At 65.8% G+C, this 19,334-nt stretch carries 17 protein-coding genes, 4 pseudogenes and 1 other annotated feature; of the genes and pseudogenes, 9 read left to right on the forward strand and 12 right to left on the reverse strand.

Annotated elements, in window-relative coordinates:
* Positions 1-3: 3 nt before the first annotated feature.
* Positions 4-1,521 carry an FAD-dependent tricarballylate dehydrogenase TcuA gene (gene tcuA, locus DQG15_RS06285; RefSeq protein WP_116083593.1) on the reverse strand — a complete coding sequence of 506 codons (1,518 nt, stop codon included), beginning with the start codon at positions 1,519-1,521 and terminating at the stop codon, positions 4-6.
* 156 nt (positions 1,522-1,677) lie between these two features.
* On the opposite strand from tcuA, the gene DQG15_RS06290 reads away from it, so the two are divergent.
* Both DQG15_RS06290 and DQG15_RS06295 read left to right on the forward strand, forming a co-directional pair.
* Positions 1,678-3,084 carry an MmgE/PrpD family protein gene (locus DQG15_RS06290; protein WP_116083595.1) on the forward strand — a complete coding sequence of 469 codons (1,407 nt, stop codon included), beginning with the start codon at positions 1,678-1,680 and terminating at the stop codon, positions 3,082-3,084.
* Complete coding sequence (locus DQG15_RS06295) at positions 3,081-4,424, forward strand: MmgE/PrpD family protein (protein ID WP_116083596.1); 1,344 nt, start codon at positions 3,081-3,083, stop codon at positions 4,422-4,424. Before DQG15_RS06290 ends, DQG15_RS06295 begins: the two co-directional genes overlap by 4 nt.
* A gap of 19 nt (positions 4,425-4,443) precedes the next feature.
* Here DQG15_RS06295 and DQG15_RS06300 read toward each other — a convergent pair whose 3' ends face one another.
* Positions 4,444-5,142, reverse strand: a complete 699-nt coding sequence (locus DQG15_RS06300; RefSeq protein ID WP_116083598.1) for a GntR family transcriptional regulator — start codon at positions 5,140-5,142, stop codon at positions 4,444-4,446.
* A 154-nt stretch (positions 5,143-5,296) separates the two neighbouring features.
* Between DQG15_RS06300 and DQG15_RS06305 the strand changes: the two genes are divergently transcribed.
* Entirely contained in the window at positions 5,297-6,451 is a 1,155-nt protein-coding gene (locus DQG15_RS06305) for a 2-methylaconitate cis-trans isomerase PrpF family protein (protein ID WP_116083600.1), read from the forward strand.
* Positions 6,452-6,730: 279 nt separating this feature from the next.
* On the opposite strand, the gene DQG15_RS06310 is transcribed toward DQG15_RS06305, so the two are convergent.
* From DQG15_RS06310 to DQG15_RS06330, 5 genes and pseudogenes are all read right to left on the reverse strand, one after another.
* Complete coding sequence (locus DQG15_RS06310; protein ID WP_116083601.1) at positions 6,731-8,281, reverse strand: tripartite tricarboxylate transporter permease; 1,551 nt, start codon at positions 8,279-8,281, stop codon at positions 6,731-6,733.
* 12 nt (positions 8,282-8,293) lie between these two features.
* Positions 8,294-8,767 carry a tripartite tricarboxylate transporter TctB family protein gene (locus tag DQG15_RS06315; RefSeq protein WP_157968919.1) on the reverse strand — a complete coding sequence of 158 codons (474 nt, stop codon included), beginning with the start codon at positions 8,765-8,767 and terminating at the stop codon, positions 8,294-8,296.
* Between the two features lie 58 nt (positions 8,768-8,825).
* Positions 8,826-9,773 carry a tripartite tricarboxylate transporter substrate binding protein gene (locus DQG15_RS06320; protein ID WP_116083604.1) on the reverse strand — a complete coding sequence of 316 codons (948 nt, stop codon included), beginning with the start codon at positions 9,771-9,773 and terminating at the stop codon, positions 8,826-8,828.
* Between the two features lie 64 nt (positions 9,774-9,837).
* Positions 9,838-10,710: an oxaloacetate decarboxylase gene (locus tag DQG15_RS06325; RefSeq protein ID WP_116083606.1), complete on the reverse strand. Its 873-nt coding sequence runs from the start codon at positions 10,708-10,710 to the stop codon at positions 9,838-9,840.
* A gap of 175 nt (positions 10,711-10,885) precedes the next feature.
* Positions 10,886-11,191 (reverse strand): annotated as a pseudogene (locus DQG15_RS06330) (transposase); the annotation flags it as partial.
* A gap of 391 nt (positions 11,192-11,582) precedes the next feature.
* Here DQG15_RS06330 and DQG15_RS18835 point away from each other — a divergent pair.
* The 3 pseudogenes from DQG15_RS18835 to DQG15_RS06345 form a co-directional block, all read left to right on the forward strand.
* Positions 11,583-12,185: pseudogene (locus DQG15_RS18835) on the forward strand (IS3 family transposase); the annotation flags it as partial.
* Positions 11,714-11,868, forward strand: a sequence feature (AL1L pseudoknot). (Overlaps the previous pseudogene by 155 nt.)
* A pseudogene (locus DQG15_RS06340) lies at positions 12,186-12,902 on the forward strand (IS30 family transposase); the annotation flags it as partial.
* A 4-nt stretch (positions 12,903-12,906) separates the two neighbouring features.
* A pseudogene (locus tag DQG15_RS06345) lies at positions 12,907-13,209 on the forward strand (integrase core domain-containing protein); the annotation flags it as partial.
* Between the two features lie 64 nt (positions 13,210-13,273).
* Here DQG15_RS06345 and DQG15_RS06350 read toward each other — a convergent pair.
* Together DQG15_RS06350 and DQG15_RS06355 are read right to left on the reverse strand one after the other, a co-directional pair.
* Positions 13,274-13,696 (reverse strand): GNAT family N-acetyltransferase, encoded by a 423-nt coding sequence (locus DQG15_RS06350; RefSeq protein ID WP_116083608.1) that lies wholly within the window; start codon positions 13,694-13,696, stop codon positions 13,274-13,276.
* A 110-nt stretch (positions 13,697-13,806) separates the two neighbouring features.
* A complete protein-coding gene (locus DQG15_RS06355) occupies positions 13,807-14,217 on the reverse strand; it encodes a rhodanese-like domain-containing protein (protein WP_232830724.1) in 411 nt (136 codons plus the stop codon).
* 14 nt (positions 14,218-14,231) lie between these two features.
* On the opposite strand from DQG15_RS06355, the gene ftrA reads away from it, so the two are divergent.
* Positions 14,232-15,287 (forward strand): transcriptional regulator FtrA, encoded by a 1,056-nt coding sequence (gene ftrA, locus DQG15_RS06360; protein ID WP_232830725.1) that lies wholly within the window; start codon positions 14,232-14,234, stop codon positions 15,285-15,287.
* A gap of 437 nt (positions 15,288-15,724) precedes the next feature.
* Here ftrA and DQG15_RS18370 read toward each other — a convergent pair whose 3' ends face one another.
* Complete coding sequence (locus DQG15_RS18370) at positions 15,725-16,330, reverse strand: substrate binding domain-containing protein (RefSeq protein WP_232830741.1); 606 nt, start codon at positions 16,328-16,330, stop codon at positions 15,725-15,727.
* A complete protein-coding gene (locus tag DQG15_RS18375; RefSeq protein WP_232830726.1) occupies positions 16,282-16,635 on the reverse strand; it encodes a LysR family transcriptional regulator in 354 nt (117 codons plus the stop codon). Before DQG15_RS18375 ends, DQG15_RS18370 begins: the two co-directional genes overlap by 49 nt.
* 45 nt (positions 16,636-16,680) lie before the next feature.
* On the opposite strand from DQG15_RS18375, the gene DQG15_RS18565 reads away from it, so the two are divergent.
* The gene (locus DQG15_RS18565; protein WP_255415107.1) at positions 16,681-17,052 is read left to right on the forward strand and encodes a RidA family protein; all 372 of its coding nucleotides are present in this window, start codon (positions 16,681-16,683) and stop codon (positions 17,050-17,052) included.
* A gap of 152 nt (positions 17,053-17,204) precedes the next feature.
* Here the strand turns inward: DQG15_RS18565 and DQG15_RS06375 are convergent, their stop codons facing one another.
* Positions 17,205-18,326, reverse strand: a complete 1,122-nt coding sequence (locus DQG15_RS06375; protein WP_116083612.1) for a zinc-binding alcohol dehydrogenase family protein — start codon at positions 18,324-18,326, stop codon at positions 17,205-17,207.
* Positions 18,327-18,437: 111 nt separating this feature from the next.
* Between DQG15_RS06375 and DQG15_RS18780 the strand changes: the two genes are divergently transcribed.
* Positions 18,438-19,052: a TetR/AcrR family transcriptional regulator gene (locus tag DQG15_RS18780; protein WP_304466039.1), complete on the forward strand. Its 615-nt coding sequence runs from the start codon at positions 18,438-18,440 to the stop codon at positions 19,050-19,052.
* Positions 19,053-19,334 lie beyond the last annotated feature (282 nt).

Raw genomic sequence — 19,334 nt, forward strand, 5'->3', positions numbered from 1 at the left:
CCCTTACGCCGCCTTGGCCTTGCCGGCGGCCTCTGCCGCGGCCTGCGCAGCGCTGCGCCCGGCGATCCGGCCGAAGGTCGCGCCAGACACGAGGCCGGTGCCTGCGGGATAGTTGTCGTAGAAGAGGCCACCAACCATCTCGCCGCAGCAGTAGAGACCATCGATCCCGCGCCAGTCGGTTCCAACCACCTGCGCGTCCTCGGTGATCTTCAGGCCGCCGAAGGTGAAGGTGATGCCGCCGGTCGCGCTGTAGGCATGGTACGGCGGCTTGTCGAGCTTGAGGGCCCAGTTCGTCTTGGGCAGCTCCAGTCCGTCCTTCGTCGCCAGCGAGTCCTTGCGCGAGGGATCGTAGCCCTCGTCCTCGTCACGGCCGTGCTCGTTGTACTCCTTGAGCGTGGCCAGTGCCTGCTTGGGGTCCTCGAAGTCGAGTTGGTCGACCAGGTCCTCTAGCGTGTCTGCGACGATCGGGTCCGAGGTCGAGTAGCGTGGCTCGAGCAGGTGCAGCACCTTGCTGTCAAAGATCTGCCAGGCCTTCGCGCCCGGCTCGGCAAGGATCGCGCGGCCGAACTTGGCGTAGGTGAAGAGCGCCGCATCCTCGCCCTCGTCCACGAAGCGCTTGCCCTTGCGGTTCAGCATCACCGAGTAGACGTAGCTCAGACGGTTCGAACGGTCGGTCATCTCGCGCGGCGCGAATTCGCCCCAGTCGGCGCTGATCGGGGTCGCATGGCAACCCGACCACTGGCCCCAGGGCATGGCGCCGACGTCCATCGCCATCTTCAGGCCGTCGCCCTGGTTATGGGGCGTGCCACGCACCTTTGCGCCGCCGATGTTCACGCCGATATGCTGTGTGCGCATCTGCACGTTGGCCTCGAAGCCACCGCAGCCCATGATCACCGCGTGGGCGGTCAGCGTCTTGACGCCCTCGTTGTCGCGGATCTTCACGCCCGAGATGCGCCCGTCGTCACCCTGAACGAGCGACCGCGCCGCGGTGCCGTAGCGGATCTCGATGCCCATCGCCTCGGCAGTCTTGAACCACGACTTCGAAAGGCCGACACCTTCGTGCTTTGCGCGCACCACAAGGCCGCGCGCCCAGATCACCTTGTTGTCCCTCTTCACGGCCGACAGCGACAGCGCCGGTTCCATGGGAACCTTGCCGACCTCGTTCATCCAGAACACCGTGTCCTTGGAATTGTCGACGAGGATGCGCGACAGAACGGGGTCGGTGCGGCCGCCGGTGACCCGCATCAGGTCGCCGTGATAGTCCTCGCGCGGGTAAGGCATGATGCCTTCGTAGAAGTTCTCGATCTCTTCCGAGGCGTTCGGCACGAGCGGCCCGATCTCTTCGGGCTCGTCAAAGGCGAAGCGCAGGACGCCCCCGGACCAGTGGGTGTTTCCGCCGCGCATCTCACGCGGCGCCTTCTCGAGGACCACGACGCGCTCGGCTCCGTTTTCCTTCGCCGATACCGCCGAGGCCAGCGCCGCGTTTCCGGCGCCCACAACGATCACATCATAATCCGGCATGTCTCCAACTCCCTTTGCATCCCACGAGACGAGCGGCACAGATGCCGCCCCGGTCGCTGCGCAAAAAAGGGCATCCCAAGAAAAATGTCAACAGTTTACAAATGAGGTGTAGTGCGTCTACTCATTGGGTGTACCCGCAAGGAGAGTCATCCCGCCATGGCGCCACTCGACACCGCCCAAACCACGACCGCTAAAACCGGCCCTTCCGACGCGCTGGCGCGCTTCGCCGCGGACCTGCGCTTCGAGGACATTCCCGCCAACGTGCTCGATCGCGCGCGGCTGCATATCCTTGACGGCGCGGGCCTGGGCCTTGCCTCCACGCAGTTCCCCTTCGCCGGGCCGACCATCGACGCCGTGTGCGCCCTCGGCGAGGGGTCCTCGGCGATTATCGGCTCTAACGTCACCGGCACGCTGCGCGACGCGGCCATGGCCAACGGCGTGCTGATCCACGGGCTCGACTTCGACGACACCCACCAGCAGGCCATCGTGCATCCGACCGCCGCGGTGATGCCCACGATGCTGGCCATCGGACAGGCGAGGGCCACCTCGGGGCGCGAGGCGCTCGCCGCCTACTGCATCGGGATGGAAATCGCGGTGCGCATCGGCGCGGCGGTGCAGGCCGGGTTCCACCACACCGGCTTCCACGCAACCGGCGTGATCGCGCATTTCAGTTCGGCCGTGACGGCCGGGCGGCTGATGGGCAGCGATGCCGCGCAGCACGTCGCCGCCATGGGCATCGCGGGCAGCACCGCCTCGGGCATCCAGGTTTTCCTCGAGGAAGGCGCGTGGACCAAACGCCTCCATCCCGGCTGGGCGGCGGCGGCGGGCATCACCGCGGCGACGCTGGCGCAGAGCGGCTTCAAGGCCCCGACCCGCGTCTTTGAAGGCCGCTTCGGGCTGTTTCACACCCATCTTCACGAGCATGCCGAGAACGTCGACTACAGCTACCTGACCGACGGTCTGGGCGAGCGATGGATGATGGCCGACACGGCGCTGAAGCCCTACCCCGTGTGTCACTTCATCCACGGCGCGGCCGATGCCGCGGCAGAGCTGCATCCGCAGATCGGCGGGACGGAGATCACCAAGGTCGAGATCCGCCTGCCCAAGGACACCCTGCCCATCGTCGCGGAGCCGATCGAGCAAAAGCGCAACGCCACCAACGAGTACGAGGCGAAGTTCAGCGCCCCCTTCGTGGTCGCGGCAATGCTCCTGCGCGGCAGGTTCGGACTGCCGGACCTGACCGATGCGGCGCTGGCCGATGCCGACACGCGCGCCGTGGCCGCGCGGTGTTCCTGCGAGGTCGACCCCGACACCCGCTGGCCCGACTACTTCTCGGGCGGGGTCAAGGTGACGCTGTCGGACGGTCGCGTGCTCGAAGCCCATGTGCCGGTGAACTCCGGTGCGGGCGAACGGCAGCTCGACGTCGACGGCGTGACCAAGAAATACATGATGAACGCGGGGCTCGCCATCGACGACAGTCGCGCGCACCACATCCGCGACCTGATCCTCGGGCTCGAGGACAACGATGTCGCGACCCTTATGGGAACGCTCGGCGGGGCATGACCGCCGGGCTGACATACGCCTTCGCAAGAATCCTGCTGGACGCTTACCACGGTTGCCCGGCAGCCCATCCGCAGTTGACCGCGCTGTTCGTCGACGGAATCTCGGTGGCGCTCGCCGGTGCGCAGGAGCCGTCGCCGACCGCGCTGCGGTCGGTCTGTCCGGACGGCGACGCGGGCGGCGTTCATCCCATCGGCGGCGCCGGACCGATGCCCCTGCTTCTTGCGGTGCGCGCCGGCGGCGCGGCGATGCACGTGCTCGACTACGAACCCATGTGGTCGCCCGCCAACCACTCGGTCTCCACGATCCTACCGGCGCTTCTGGGTCTCGCGGAGCTTCGCAGCGACCTCGCCGTCACCGGGCGCGACCTCCTGGCCGCCTTTGCGGTCGGGATCGAGGCGCAGTTGCGCCTGCGCCGCGCCTCGCAGGAGTTCGACCCCAAGGACCTGCGGTTCCATCCGCCGGGCCTCGTGGGCCCGCTCGGGTCGGCGGCGGCCTGCGCCTGCCTCCTGGGGTTGGACGCAGACCGGATGCGGCACGCCATGGGCATCGCCGCTTCGCGGTCCGGCGCGCTCCTCGCCAACGTCGGGAGCATGACCAAGTCTCTGCACTGCGGGGCCGCGGCGGCGGACGGGCTCGACGCTGCGCTGCTGGCCGAGGCCGGGTTCCAGGCCGATCCCGACGCGCTTGGCAATCCGCGCGGGTTCCTTGCCGCCTTCTTCGGCGAGGCCGCAGATCCCCACGAATTGACCCGCGAGGCGCCCCTCGCGCTCCTCGATCCCGGTCCGGCCTACAAGTTCTATCCCAGCCAGTACGGCACGCATTTCGTGATCGAGGCGGCGCTCGCGGCGCGGCGGCAGATGACCGCGGGCGCGCAGGTCCGCGCTGTGCGTATCGTCGCGCCGCCGATGCCCTATGTCGATCGCCCCGCCCCGGCGAGCGGGCTCGACGGCAAGTTCAGCTTCCAGTACGTCGCCGCCGCGGCAATCCTCGACGCGCGCGTCGCGCTCGACACCTTCGCAGATGCGCGGCGCCGCGCACCGGACATGGAGCCGACGCTGCCCAAGGTCGTCCTCGCGCCCGATCCCGCCCGCGAGGGCCGGTTCGACCGAATGGTGGTGGACGTGGAGATCGACACCGATCGCGGGATGGCTGAGGGCCGGTGCGACGGACCGCCGGGCATCTGGGGCCGCGCCGCGCCGGCTGCGCGGCTTGCCGACAAGGCGCGGGATTGCCTGGCCCATGGCGGCGTTGCGCCCGACCTGCATGCCCGGCTGGACCGGATCGCCGAGATGGGCGCGGACGAGCTCGCGGCGCTCACCGCCACGCTGCGCCCGGACTGAGACCCGACCGGATGGGACCCTATTCCGCGGCAGGCGCTGCTGCGGCAGCCTTTTCCAAGGCCAGCTTGGCATGCTTGCGTGCGTTGCGGATGTGCGTGCGCATCGACTGCTCTGCCAGTTCCGGATCGCGCGCCGCAAGCGCGTCGAGGATCGCGCGGTGCTCTTCCAAGGCCTGCGCGGCACGCCCGGCCATGGTCGACGACTTGTAACGGTAGACCCGCAGCAGGTCGTACAGGTCGCCCGTGACCATCGAGGTCAGCAATTCGTTCTGGGTCGAGGCGGCGATGCGGGAGTGAAAATCGAAATCGCTCGATTCCACGTAGTAGCCTTCCCCGGACCGCACCTCGCGCTGTTCGGCATGACCGTCGAGCAGGCGGCGCATCTCGTCGATCTCGGCGTCGCTCATTCGATCAGCTGCGATCCGGCAGGCGATGCCTTCGAGGGCTTCGCGCACCGTCAGGAGATCGTCGAGCTTCTGCGGCGAGAGTTCCGCCACGCGCACGCCGAAGTTGATCTTCCGGTCGAGCAGGCGTCGCCCCTCCAGCCGTCGGATCGCCTCGCGCAAAGGACCGCGGCTGACCCCGAGGGACGCCGCGAGCGTCTGTTCCCGGATGCGTTCGCCGGGGGCCAGCTCGCCACCGATGATCGCCTCTTCCAGGCGTTCGGTGACTGCATCCACCAGCGATTTCGCTTCGACCTTCTTCGCAAATCCCTGCACTCGGTTGTCCTTCGTTGGTTCGTGCCGCCATTTGTTTCCTTATCCTATAACGCAGGTGGCGCCACGTATAAACTGATTAGTGTAAATTGTTGACACTTTATCGTATTTCGGTTCAAACATGTAGCTTCAGAGGCCAATTTCTGGTGGAGGAGACATGAGTTATATCCGTATTCCCTGCACTTTCATGCGCGGCGGAACATCCAAGGCGCTCGTGTTCCGACGGGGCGATCTGCCCGACGACACCGGGCTGTGGGCCGACATCTTCCGCAAGGCCATGGGCTCGCCCGATCCGAACGGACGGCAGCTCAACGGCATGGGTGGGGGCATATCCTCGCTGTCGAAAGTCTGCGTGGTCGGCCCGCCCAGCCGCGACGACGCCGATATCGATTACAGCTTCTTCCAGATCGGTGTCACCGACGACCTAGTCGATGAAAGCGGCAACTGCGGCAACATGTCCTCGGCCATGGGGCCCTTTGCGCTCGACGAAGGGCTGGTGACACACGCTGGAGGCGACGAGGCCACGGTGCGCATTCACAACACTAACACCTCCAAGATCATCCGTGCGCGCTTCCCGGTGCTGGACGGCCGCGCCGCCGTCGCCGGCACGCAGACGCTCGACGGGGTCGCCGGGTCTGGGGCGCCCATCAAGCTGGAGTTCCTCGAGCCCGGCGGAGCGGGCACCGGAAAACTCCTGCCGGCGAGGGGCGAAACCGTCTCGCAGCTCGAGGTGCCGGGGCTCGGCACCATCGAGGTGACGATGATCGACGCGGCCAACCCCTGCGTCTTCCTCGAGCCGGCGACCGTTGGCAAGGCCGGCACCGAACACCCCGAGGCGCTCGAGGCGGACACCGAGTTCGGCGCGGCGATCGAGGCGATCCGAAGGGCCGCTGCCGTTTCCATGGGCATCGCCGCGACCGCCGAGGAGGCCGGGCGTCTGCCCTCCATCCCCAAGGCGGCAATGGTCTGCGCGCCCAAGGACTACCAGACACTGTCAGGCACGACCGTGTCGGCGGACGATCACGACATCTGCGTACGCATGGTCTCCATCGGCAAGCCGCACCGCGCGACGCCGCTGACCGGCGGGCTGTGCCTTGGCGTCGCGGCGCGCACCCCGGGCACCCTGCCCGCCCGTGTCGCGCGGCTTAGCAACGGCGCGATCCGTATCGGTCATCCCTCGGGTACGCTCGACGTGGACGCGAGGGTGGAGACGCGCGACGACGGCCCCTATGCCGTCCATGGAGCGGTTTACCGGACCGCGCGGCGGCTGTTCGAGGGCCACGTCCTGATCCCCGCCGCCTCGGCGGCCTAAGCGAGCAGGCCCGCGCTATGCACAGCGCGGGTCCATTCACTTCTACGCCCAGCGCGGGATCGGAGGCCGGAGAGGTCCGCATGATCGGCTGCCGCCGCTGCCCGGCCCGAATTCCCATTCAAGCGCCGATCCCCTCGTGCAGGCGATCCAGACGGCCGGAACCTCGGACCACGCCTTTGGCACGTCACGCTTGACGGTACGAACGCTTACGGGGGCCTCAAAGGCTGCCCACCGCAAGCTGAACCGGCTCCTTTTACAGGTGCCCCCCGCGCCGTGCGATCAGGACCCGCCGGCGGACTCTTCCTTCTCCTCTCGGCCATAGCGGGCAAGGCGGCTGCCCATGTTCATCCGCATCGTCACTACCAGCAGCAGCACCGCCCCCCCGGCCAGGCCGATGGCCACCGGCGAGCCGAAGAGCGCGTCACCCCACTCGCCCCGGTTGATGAGCAGCGCGCGACGCAGGTTCTGTTCCAGCAGCGGCGCAATCAGGAAGGTGATGATCAGCGGAGCTTCGGGCATCCCGACCTTGCGCATCCCGAAGCCCATGAACGCCAGTCCCAGCATCATCAGTACGTCGTAGGGGTCGCTGCGCGCGGCGTAGGCCCCGATGACCGCCATGACCATAATCGTCGGCACGAGGATCTCGCCCGGCAACTGGCCCAGGCGCGCATAAAAGAACGCGAAGAACCGCCCGATCGCTAGGTTGAACACGTTCCCGAGGATCAGGATGATGAACAGCGCGTAGATCACCTCAGGGTACATCTGGAACATCCGCGGCGACGGCGTGATCCCTTGCAGCATCAGTGCCGCGCCGATCAGGGCCGCCGTCGCGCTGCCCGGAATTCCGAAGGCAAGGAGCGGCACGAGCGTCGGGCCGACGGTCGCATTGTTGCCGGCCTCTGCCGCGGCGATGCCGTAGATAGAGCCTTCGCCGATCTTCTTCTTCGGGAAGAGCTGCTTGGCAATGCCGAAGGACAGGAAAGCCGCCACCGTGGCACCCAGCCCCGGAAGAGTGCCGATGAAGGTGCCGATGCCGATGCCGATGCCCATCTCGCGCCAGGCAGACAGGTACTCGCGGAAACTCAGTCCCTCGGTGTTCTTGCCGAAGAGATCGCCAAGCTTGGCCGTCGCCTCCTGCACGACGCGCTTGCGGCGCACCAGTTCGAGCCCCTGCTCGATCATCTGAGACATGGCGAAGATGCCGATGACCAGCGGCACGAGGTGGATGCCGTCGCGCAACCAGTCCTGCCCGAACGTGTTGCGCGCGACGTTGCTGACCGGGTCGGCCCCGATGGTCCCGAGGAACAGACCGATCGCGGCGCTGAACAGCCCCTTGGCAAGATGCCGGCCGCTGAGCGCGCCAAGCAGCGCGATGGCGAGCACCATCAGCCAGAGCCGTTCGGTCGGGCCGAACTGCAGCGCCAGGAGCGCGATGGAGGGCGCTACGAGGATCACCACGATGTCGCTGGCTGCGTCGCCGGTGACCGAGCTGTAGAGCGCCATGAGGATCGCTTTGCGCCCCTTCCCCGACTTCGTCATTTTGTAGCCGTCGAAGACCGTCGCGGCGCTGTCCGGAGAGCCGGGTGTGGCGAAACTGATCGCCGAGATCGAGCCGCCGAAGACCGCGCCCTTGTAGAGACCAATCAGCAGCCCGAGGCTTGCCGCGATGTCGAGCGTGAAGCTCAGCGGCAGCACCAGCGCGATACCCGTCGATGCGGTCAGGCCCGGGATCGCGCCCAGCCCGACCCCGAGGGCGACACCGGCCATCAGCCAAAGGATCGTCTTGAACTGGAAGACGAGGCTGAACGCTTCGTAGAGAGCGTCAGACATCCGGGAGCTCCGTCAAAGAATGAAGGCCAGGACACCCTTCGGCAGCGATACGCCGAGCAGGGTGAACAGGGCATAGATTGCGATGGGCAGTGCCACTGCAAGCGCGAGGGCGGTGTGCAGGGGGCGCACGCCCAGCCACCACATGTAAACCAGCAGGAAGACCGGCGTGACCGTCACGAAGCCCCAGCGCCGCATGAGAACCGCGTAGATCCCGATGCCCAAAAGCATCATCGCGGCGATACCGACGTCGGACCAGCGCACGTCCTCAAGACCTTCGGGCACCTCGCGGCGCAGCGGATCGACGATCATCAGTGCCGCGCAGATCAGCATCGCGCCCGCGCCGATAAGCGGGAAGAACCCGAGAGTGAAGCCGTCGCGCAGGACCTCGTGTGTCCACGGCCGGAGCCAGAGAAACAGGCAAAGGCCGCCGGTTGCCGCGGTCAGGACCACCCCGACCAGCCGGTTGGTGCGAAACGCGCCGGTCATGTCGATATCCCCCCGAGAAGTGACGGCCGGGCGCATGCGCGCCGGCCGTCGTCTTGCCTCACTCCAGCAGCTCAGATGCCGACCGCATCCGCTCGACCAGCGAGGAGTAGTCCTTGGCGGCTTCCTCGCGGCTCACGTAATCGATGGGCGAGCCCGCCTTGGCGAAGGCTTCCTTGACGGTGGGATCGCTGGCGACTTCCTCGACCAGCTCTGAGATGCGCGCCTGGACGTCCTCCGGGGTGTCGGGGTGCACCCCGACCCAGCGCGGGAAGGCAATGCCGTCGAAGCCCAGATCCTCGGCCATCAGGACGTCCCCGCCGAGCGCTTCCTCGATCTCGGGCTGCAGGTTCCGGCTCGAGGAATTCACGATTACGCGGCCGTTCTCGGGTACTATTGTCATCGCGGTCGCCTCGGTCACCACGGCGGCGTCGATGTGGCCGCCAAGATAGTCGGTCACCGCCTCGCCAGTGCTTGCGTAAGGCACCAGCACGGCTTCAACGCCGGCCTGGTCAAGCAGGTTTGCCATGCCAAGAAGCGTGGAGTTGGTACCGCCGATGGTTACGCCACGCTCCTCGGTGGTCGCGACGAAGCTGTCCCAATCAGGGAACATGTCCTCCTGCCCGACCATCAGCGAGGAGTAGGTGGTCAGGTAGCCGAGGATCGAGATGTCAGTTGGCTGGATCGGCGGATTGCTCTCGCTCAGCAGGGTGATGATCGGCGTCGGCGAGGCATTGAAGATCGTGTAGCCGTCGGCCGGCTGATCAAGGATATACTCCCAGCCTGCGACACCGCCCGCGCCGGGCCGGTTCTCGACCGACACGCGCTGACCGAAGATGCGGTCGGCCTCGGCCGCGAGCAGACGGGCGAGCTGGTCGGTGCCGCCGCCGGCGCCGAACGGAATGGTCCAGGTGACGGGCTTGCTAGGGTAGTCGTCTTGCGCGGCCGCACCGGTGGCGAGCCCCGCCGCTATGGCGGCTGCGCCGATCATCTTCACAACGTACTTCATCTGAATCTCCTCCCTCTTCCCCTTCTTGCGGGGCACGCCTCGCCCCGCGTCTCAGCAGGCGCAGTCACTCTCCGCGCTTGCGGTAGCGCTCCTCCAGCGCGTCCCATGCGTCCTTGTCCACGGTCGCCTGGCGCTCCTCGAACCCGGCGAGCCGGTCGCCGAGTGTCGCAAGGCTGCCCTCGCTTTTGAGTTCGGCCAGCGTGTCGTTTGCAGCGCGGATGGTCGCCTGAAGCACCGCGTTGGCATAAAGGGCGACCGAAAAGCCCATCTCGGCCAGTCGCTTCTGACCCGGATCAGGGGTACGGCCACCATGCACCATGTTTGCGAACTGCGGCACGTCGAGCCGCGCGGGGATTGCCGCGAGCTCGTCGAGATCGGTCGGCGCCTCGACGAATGTGGCGTCGGCCCCCGCCTCGATGTAGGCGGAGGCGCGGTCAAGCGCGGCGTCGAGCCCCTCGATCGCGCGGGCGTCGGTACGGGCGATGATCTGCAGGTCACCGTCGACGCGGGCATCGACGGCGGCGCGGATCTTCTGCACCATCTCGTCGGCAGGAATGACCTCCTTGCCGCTGAAATGCCCGCACTTCTTGGGAAAGACCTGGTCTTCGAGCTGAAGCCCGGACGCGCCGGCCCGCTCCAGCAGCCGGACGGTGCGCACCACGTTGACCGCGTTGCCGAAGCCGGTGTCCATGTCGACGATCAGCGGCACGGTGGTCGCATCGCGGATCGTGGCTGTGATCTCGGCTACTTCGGTCACGGTGGTCAGACCGACATCCGGCGCACCGAGATGCATGTTCGCGATGCCAGCGCCCGTGACGTAGACTGCTTCGAACCCCTGGGCCTCGACGATCCTGGCAAACATGGCGTTGGCGACCCCCGGCACGATCACCGCTTCGCGGCGCGCCAGGATCTTCTTGAGCTTGGTGGTTTCGCGCATCTCTCTACCTCTCGGGCCCACAAGGCCATAGCCCACTTAGATTGTCAACATTATACAGTTTTCATATTTAGGCAAAAGATGCACGGCCCATTCGGCACTATTTTTGCCTTCTATCGCGGCGATGGACTCTGTTGGCCGGAACGCCCGAAGGGTGAGTTTCCCCTTTCAATCGCCACGCCAAGACCTTCATCCGTTGGCAGAGCGTCGAGAAGTCCGGCACCGGCCAGTCGAGACGCGCCAACTTCAGAAGGCTCGCGACGAAGCCCGTTGTCTGACCAAGCGGCAGGCTGAAAAGGATCTTGATCGTCAGGCAAGCCTGGATCGCGGCGTCGCTCTAGACCGGTTGGCCGCCGCGTTTGCCCGATGGCGCCGCGTGCCAAGGCGTCGAAGGGTCGAACCAGACGGTCAACGACCCACGCTCACTCAGCGAGGCGTTGTAGGCGCACCAGTTCAGGGTGCGGTAGCGGGTTGGGGCGGGCATCCAGCCTGCTGCTGGACTCGCGATGTGAATCCCGGTCAGGCCTCGTGCAACTGGGCCCCATTGATCCAGACTGCAGCGTTTTGGGCGGCTGGACGTCGGCGGTGCGGACAAAGTAGCTTTTAAATTTAGATGGCTAGATCCGGAGCACCAAAGGTGAGTTTCATTTGTGTTGAGGCACAAACGGCTCGGCCCCATGCTGCGATAGCTATCGAAGCGAAACCCGAAGCGTGTGACTTAAACGTATGGCTGCATCGGCGGATGCATCGCCTTGCAGCGGCCATATGAACCGCACCGGGTCTGCCGGAGGCTCCAACTCTTGAGTGGACTGGAGTCATCATCGAGCAAGACGACGAACAAGTTTTCCGCTGAGGTCCGCGAGCGCGCCGTGCGCATGGTCCTCGACAATCCGGGTCAGCACGGATCGCGCTGGTAGGCGATCGCTTCGGTGGCCGAGAAGATGAGGACGCTCGAGCGAGAGAACCGGGAGCTGCGCCAGGCGAACGAGATCCTCAGGAAGGCGTCGGCGTATTTTGCGATTATCGAAGGCAGAAGCGGCATCGCTTCGAGCACTGCCCGAGATAGCTCGACCGCCGGTCGACATGATGGTGGATTTCATCGACGCGCATAGGAGCGCCCACGGGGTCGAGCCGATCTGCACGGTGCTGCCGATCGCCCCTTCCACCTACTACGACCACCTGTCGAAGCGGGGTGATCCGGCGCGGTTGTCGAACCGTGCCCGCCGTGATGCCGCTCTGCGACCCGAGATCCGCCGTGTCTTCGAGGAGAACTGGCGAGTCTACGGCGTCTGGAAGGTCTGGCGACAGCTCGTCCGAGAAAACCTCTTTGTCGCGCGCTGCACCGTGGCCCGGCTGATGAAAGACATGGGCATCCAAGGCATCATCCGCGGCAAGCTGCACCGAACAACAATCCCCGACAAGAAGGCCCCGTGCCCTCTGGACAAGGTGAACCGGAGTTCCGCGCCCCGGCGCCCAACTACCAGGCGCTCTACATCCAAGGCCGCGGCGCCCTGCGTCGGGAGCTGACCGCCTGCCTGCGCACGGGGCGGGTCCTGCGCGTTCCCCACGCTCGCAGATCCGGGAGAGGGAAATCTTTCGTCACGCCGGAAGTGATGATCAGCGAACGGCCCCCGGAGGCCGCTGACCGCCCCATGCCAAGCCACTGGGAGGGAGATCTGATCCTGGGGCTGAACCGCTCGGCGATCGGCACGCTGGTCGAGCGCACGACGCGGTTCACCATGCTTCTGCACCTCCCGCCGATGCCGGGGCACGGTGAGGAGCCTCGAGTGAAGAACGGGCCACCGCTCGCTGGCCATGGCGCCGAAGCCGTCCGTGGCGCCATCGCCGCTGCGATCACGACCTTGCCTGCACAGCTGCGGCGCTCGTTGGCCTGGGACCAGAGCGCCGAGATGGCGCGTCACGCCGACCTGAAGATTGATCACGGATTGCCGGTCTACTTCTGCGATCCTCAAAGCCCTTGGCAGCGGGGCACGAACGAGAACACCAACGGATTACTCCGTCAGTACTTTCCCAAGGGCACCGGTCTTAGCCTCCATGCCCCCGATGTCCTTCATGCCGTAGCCGCCGCTCTCAACGGCATACCGCGAAAGACTCTCGCCTGAAGAACCCCCGCCGAAGCACTGGAAACCTATCTCCTCGAGGCCCAAAATGGCTATGTTGCGACGACCGGTTGAGACTGCCCAATACTTGTCAATCCGCTACACTGAAAGGCTGGGCGAAGCCGGCATAGAACCGTCCGTCGGCAGCGTGAGCGACAGCTATGACAACGCGTTGGCCGAAACGATCAACGGTCTCTACAAGGCCCAAGTCATCCATCGCCGGGGACCTTGGCGCAGCTTTGAGAGCGTCGAATACGCCACCCTCGAATGGGTGGACTGGTTCAATAATCGCCGGCTGCTCGAGCCGATCGGAAATATCCCGCCTTCGGAAGCTGAAACAAACTTCTACGCCGCTCAGAGAACTGAGAACATGGCCGCGTAACTAACGAAAATCAGCCTCCGGCAAACCCGGCGCGGTTCACTTGGTCGTCCCTCGCGTGGCTTCGCTACCGGCCCATTGCCGACCTTGGGACTTGGTTACCATGCCGCGACGCGGCTTCACCGAAGCGGTCGTTCGTGCGTCGCTCAGCATTCTCCGACAGCCAACGTCCGCTGAGCGGACAATGCAGGCGCTCAGAAGGACAAGCGGAAGCGCTCTTTCTCCAGTTTTCCGCGCCATTTCGCAGATAGAAGTTCGTGGCGGCCGTGTTCCATCGCGGCGTTTGCCATTCCAGCCAGATGGCTTCGGCCTCGTGGGCCGACTGAACAACCTTAGTGAGAAGGCTGCCGCCGATCTTGAGCCCACGGCATGGCTGGGCGACAAACAGACCGTGCCAGAGTGCGTAGTGGAACGTCAGCGCGGCATAAGCGACCAACCCCTCCATGTCGGCCACGAACAGGTGAACCGGCGGATTGGAACACAGCAGCACGTCGTCCAGAACATCCGCCGTTAATGTCGCTGCGCCGCGTTCGAACGCAGCGTGGTTTTGGATCAGCGATAGAAGCTGGTCGCCATCGTCTGGCTGAGCACCCCGAAGGATTATACGTCCGTGACCAATTTGAACCCTTCGTCTATCCACCCCGTGATGCCTCCGGCCATGATCTTGACCGGCCGCCCGAGCTCGGCCAGGCGCAGCGCGCCGCGGGCCGCCCCATTGCAATGCGGCCCGGCGCAGTAGGTGACGAACACCGTGTCCTCGGGCCACGCGCTCATTTTCGAGCGGGTGATTTTGCCGTGCGGCAGAAGAACGGCGCCGGAGATATGTCCTGCGGCGTAGAGCGAGGGACCGCGCACATCCAGCAGGACGAAATCCGCCCCCTTGGCCAAAGCGTCATGAACGTCCCAGCAGTCGGTCTCGAACGCGAACTCAGCGGCAAAATGCTGGCGCGCGGCGTCGCTGGAGGCAGCGGGGAAATCTGTTACGGCAGACACCATGGAATATCCTTTCAAGTTGTCAGGAGGATATGGCGAAGTACGGCCGTTCATGGCAATTGGCGGAAATGACATCCTCCGTAAATATTGTGCCAAACCGATCCGCTCCTCCGAACGCCACCGGTCCGTTGGTGACGGCCCTCCTCTATGATGGTCTCTGCACCTTCGAATTTGGGATCGTAGCCGAGGTGTTCGGGCTGGACCGGCCCGAGATGGGGTCGGGTTGGTATCGCTTTGCCAGCTGCGCAATCGAGCTGGGGCCGCTGCGGGCGCATGGCGGCTTCAGCATTACTCCCGACCAGGGACCGGATTTGCTGGACGAGGCAGACATCATCATCGTTCCGGGTTGGAAGGGTGCGGACGCGGTCGTACCGCAGGCTCTGGCCGACCGGTTGTGCGCGGCACACGCTCGTGGGGCTCGACTGGTGTCGATTTGCTCTGGTGCATTCGTGCTGGCCGCGACCGGCCTGCTCGACGGGGCGGCCGCCGCGACGCACTGGCGCTATGCCGACGCGTTGCAGGCCCGGTTCCCCGAGGTCCGCGTCGATGCAGCGTCGCTCTATCGCGGCCATGACCGAGTCTACACCTCGGCCGGAAGCGCCGCCGGCATCGATCTTTTGATCGAGATCGTCAAACAGGACTTTGGCCCTGAAGCGGCCAATTCGGTCGCGCGCCGCCTGGTCGTGCCGGCCCACCGGACGGGCGGCCAAGCGCAGTTCCTGGAGAGGCCGGTGCCGGTCCACCCAACTGGCGGAATTGCCCCGCTTCTCGACCGGATGCGCGAGACCTTGGATGATGATTGGCCGGTCGAACGCATGGCTCGGGACGGAGGGATGAGCCTGCGAACCTTTCTGCGCCGGTTCCGCGACGCAACCGGCACCACGCCGGGCGACTGGCTGATCGCGGAGCGGGTAGAGGCTGCCAAGGCGCTCTTGTGCGAGGGTCACATTAGCATCGAGGGGGTTTCGCAAGCCGTTGGCTTTGGCTCCGCGCACGCGTTTCGCTACCACTTCCGCAGTCGGACCGGATTGACCCCCTCGTCCTACCGACTGCTGTTCCTGCCCACGAGTGTAGACGCATCAATATGACCGGGGTGGGCTCGGAGCCGACTTGCGGTGACGAAGCGAGCCGAACACCTGGCGGGACGCAGCGCCCGTCGCACCCGGCCCAAAGCTGCCGTTCGCGCCAGGCTCAGCGGCTGACCGGTCCCGGCCCAGAGCCGACCTTCACGCCAAGCGCTGGCCACGTCTGGGGTCGGCCCGATGCGGGCTCTCAAATGGTGGGCCGGCGCCGCGGTTCAGCGCGCAAAATGCGGTCGTCGGGGCCTTCACGCAGCATCGGTTTGTAGGGGGGATTCAACTATGCAGGACATTTCTGACTTCTGCAAAACGGGTCATCGGTAGACCGGGAGGAGCCGATCCTCGCTTGCCATACCACAGTATCTTCAGTCTCGCGCCGATCCCGATCCCGATCCCGATCCCGATCCCGATCCCGATCCCGATCCCGATCCCGATCGATGCAACGCTCAGATTGCAAGATCCGCGGCGTCCAGATCCACGAAGTTACGCACCTTCGCCTCGAGCAAGCGCTTGTGCGGATAGAGCGCCATGATCTCGACTGATCCCGTGTTGCGCTCCGGCAAAACCCTTCGCAGGCGCCCATCTGCAAAGTCGCCCTGAACGATGCGCTTCGGCAACGGCGCCACGCCGAGATCCGCCAATGCCGCCTCCCTAAGAGATTCGCCGGGATCCAGTCGCAGGCGAGAGCGCCGGCTGGCCCGCACCAATGTGCCGTCGACTTCCTTCAGCCGCCAGGTCTGCCGCATGTTCTGGCTGGCATGTATGAGCAGATCATGTCGGCTCAGATGCTCGACCCGAGTCGGAGCGGTGGTGCGGGATAGGTAGGCGGGACTGGTACAGAGCACCAACGGTTCCTGCCGCAGGGTCTGGCAGATCAAGCCAGGATTCGGCATACGGACGCCGATCCGCACGGCCAGGTCCGCCCCGTCCGAGACGAGGTCCGTCACCCCATCCGACGGGCTCATCTCGACCTGCCCCTCCAACCAGCTCTCGAGAAACCGTTTCACCACCGGCAGAACGAGACGCCGACCAAGGGCGTCCGGCGCGCTGATGCGGAGCTCGCCGCGCGGATCGCCGCCGTCGCCCGCGAACTGGGCACCGACCGCGTCGAGCGTGCTACGAAGCTCGACCCCTGGGCATACAGCCGCCGGCCTTCTTCGGTCAGGCTGAGGGCGCGCGAGGTCCGGTTCAGCAGCCTTGCCCCGCAATGCGCCTCGAGCCGCGTCAGGGCCTTGCCGGCGGCGGATCGCGACAGGCCCATGCTCCGGCTGCCCGACACGAAACTCCCTGTCTCGACGATCGCGAGAAAGGTCAGGATCTCGTCCACGCGTGTCCCGTTCAGCGCGGCGCGGGTCACCGGGGCTCCATCTTCATCACAGCGGCGAACTCCATTCGCAGATCGCTGCCCGACGCGGGGCGCGTCGGTTACTCCCAGATCTCGGTGACCCCGCCGGGTCCGCTCGCCTTCGTTTCGGGTCAGGTCCCGTGGCAGCGCGACGGCGGCGCGGTGCCGGCCGATCTGGACGAGCAGACCGACAGCGTGATCGAAAACCTCTCGCATGCCCTGGCGGCGCTGGACGCGGGCCCGGAGCAGATCGCCCAGATGCGGATCTACATGACCGAGCTGCGCCCGGAAACGCAGGGGATTGTCATGACCCGGCTCGCGGCCTTCCTGAACGGGGCGCAACCGAGCCTAACCGGCATCGGCGTGTCCGTGCTGGCCGAGCCGGAGTTGCAGCTTGAAATCGAGATGATCGTCAGCCTTCCCGCGTGACCGGTGCTGTCCCTCCTCGGCCGAGGGGCAGTCGCTCGCCTGGTGGAGCGCGTGCGATCGATCGTTTCAGCAAGGTTTGACACCAACGGTTCAGGAAGGCGCATGGTCCATGCGCCGTCGTTTGATTTCGCCTTTCAAAGCTGAGATCGGCTTCAGAGCGTCACGACGATCTTGGCAGCCGAGACCCCCTGTTTCTGCCGCTCGAAGCCCGGTTCGATCGCCTCCAGCCCGTGACCCGCGATCAAGGGCGGCGGGGCGGCGACGATCTGACCCGACGCCAGCGCATGAGGCAGGAAGCTCTCGAAGGTTGCCGGGCCGAGATCAGTGTCCATCAGTGCCGTCCCCCAGATGGTCGAGCGCGCCACGCCTCGGCGCTTTGCCGCGACCGAGAGCCCGGCCATGCCGGCGACCATGCGGGGCAGCATCCGGGTCATGAGCGTCCAGGGGCCCGGCCGGTCCGGAAGGGCATCGATATCGACCGGCGGGAAGGTCGCCATGGCGACCTTGCGCGAGCCTGCGCTGACGCCGAGCACCTCGATGCACGCCCGAGCCGAGCCCGCGCCCATCGCGATCGCTCCTGCGACCTCGTGGCCGCGCAGCGCCCGCGCCACGCGGCCCGCGGCGTCCGGGCCCGCGTAGTCGAGCACGTCGTCCGCACCAAGGCGCTTCAGATAGTCGAAATTGGCCGGCGAGGCGGTGGTGACGGCCCGATAGCCTGCCGCCTTGGCCAGCTGGATTGCGCTGCATCCCACGCTGGTCGACCCGCCCCAGATAAGCACCGTCTGTCCTTGATCCTCGGGCGTGGCGCCGGGCCGGGAGAGGCCAAGCTGATCCTCTGCGAACAGACCACAGGCTGCCGTCGACAGGGCCAGCGGCAGGACTGCGGCGGCCTCGTAGCTCATATCATCCGGGATCGGCGCCGACAGGTCGGCTCGCACGATCGGGAAAAGCTGAAAGGCCGCCTCGGCGTTGCGGTTGCGGGATTTCTCCATGCCGGTCGCGAGCGCGACGACCCGGTCACCGGGCGCGAACCTCGTGACACCGGGGCCGACTGCCTCGACCTCTCCGGCTACGTCGAAGCCCAGGATCATAGGATATTCCCGCCAGCCGTAGAGGGGTCTGCCCATCTTCTGCTTGAAACGGTCGACCGGGTTGATCGCGACCGCGCGAGCCCGCAGCCGGATCTGGCCGGGCTCGGGTTGCACGAGCGGGGCATCGGCAACGGTCAGGAGCTCGTGGGGGGCGACAAGCCAGGCGGCTGCGTTCGACGACATGAAGCGTTGTCCTATCAATGATAGGTAAAACTATCGCTGATAGGGATACTTTCAAGGTCCGGCAGGCAGGGTTAGGTTGGGAAGCCCAGGATGGGGGAGGGACCACCGATCATGCCGCCCGAGCAGAGGACACCGAGGCGCCGCAACCGCAGGGATGAGATCCTGGATGCGGCCGGCGCGCTCTTCGCCCGCCACGGCGTGGACGCGGTGTCGACGCGGCGCATCGCGCAGGCGGTCGGGATCTCGCAGCCCTCGCTCTATGCGCATTTCGCCTCGCTCCAGCAGATCCAGGACGAGGTCGCGGCCGAGGCGTTCGCGCGTCTGGAACAGGCGATATCCTCAGCAGACGGCGAGAGCCCGGAAACACAGCTCGCAAAGGCGGTGCGCGGCTATTTCGAGTTCGGTCTCTCTCACCCGCATGCCTACCGGATTGCTTTCATGCTGGAATATCCGGCGGACAAGCCAGACCCGGCCGACCCGAGCGTGTCCGCGTTCCATCAAACCGATCATCCCGGCCCTCGGGCATTCGGGCATCTGATCCGGATCGTCGGGCTGAATCGTCCGGACCTCTCTGCCGAAACGGTCTTGATGCGAAGTCAAAGCCTGTGGGCTTCCCTCCACGGCCTCGTCTCGCTCCTGCTTGCGCGACCGGCATTCCCGTGGGGCAACATGCAGGAGCTCGTCGACGAGCACTGCCGCCTGGCGTGCAAGATGGTCTTCGAATGAAACACTCGATCTCGGGGCGGAGGCGCGAACAGTTGCCATGCCGCCTTTGGGTTATCTGGGCGCGAATGCGACCTGCCCCGACGCAGCTGCATTCTTCGAGCTCTCATCCAGATGGTCGACGCTTGCGGCCCAAACCTTCCGTTCCTTGCCGGCCCCAATTTTGCCACGCGGCGCCCCAGACCGGTCATTCAGTTGTGGTGCAGCATTTCCAACGGCACAAGGTCGGCAGTGCGGACTTAGCTGCTGTTGCTGCTTAGGCATTACTTTGAACGTTATCAAAGA

This window comes from Tropicimonas sp. IMCC34011, from assembly GCF_003390865.1.
Classification (GTDB): domain Bacteria; phylum Pseudomonadota; class Alphaproteobacteria; order Rhodobacterales; family Rhodobacteraceae; genus Tropicimonas_B.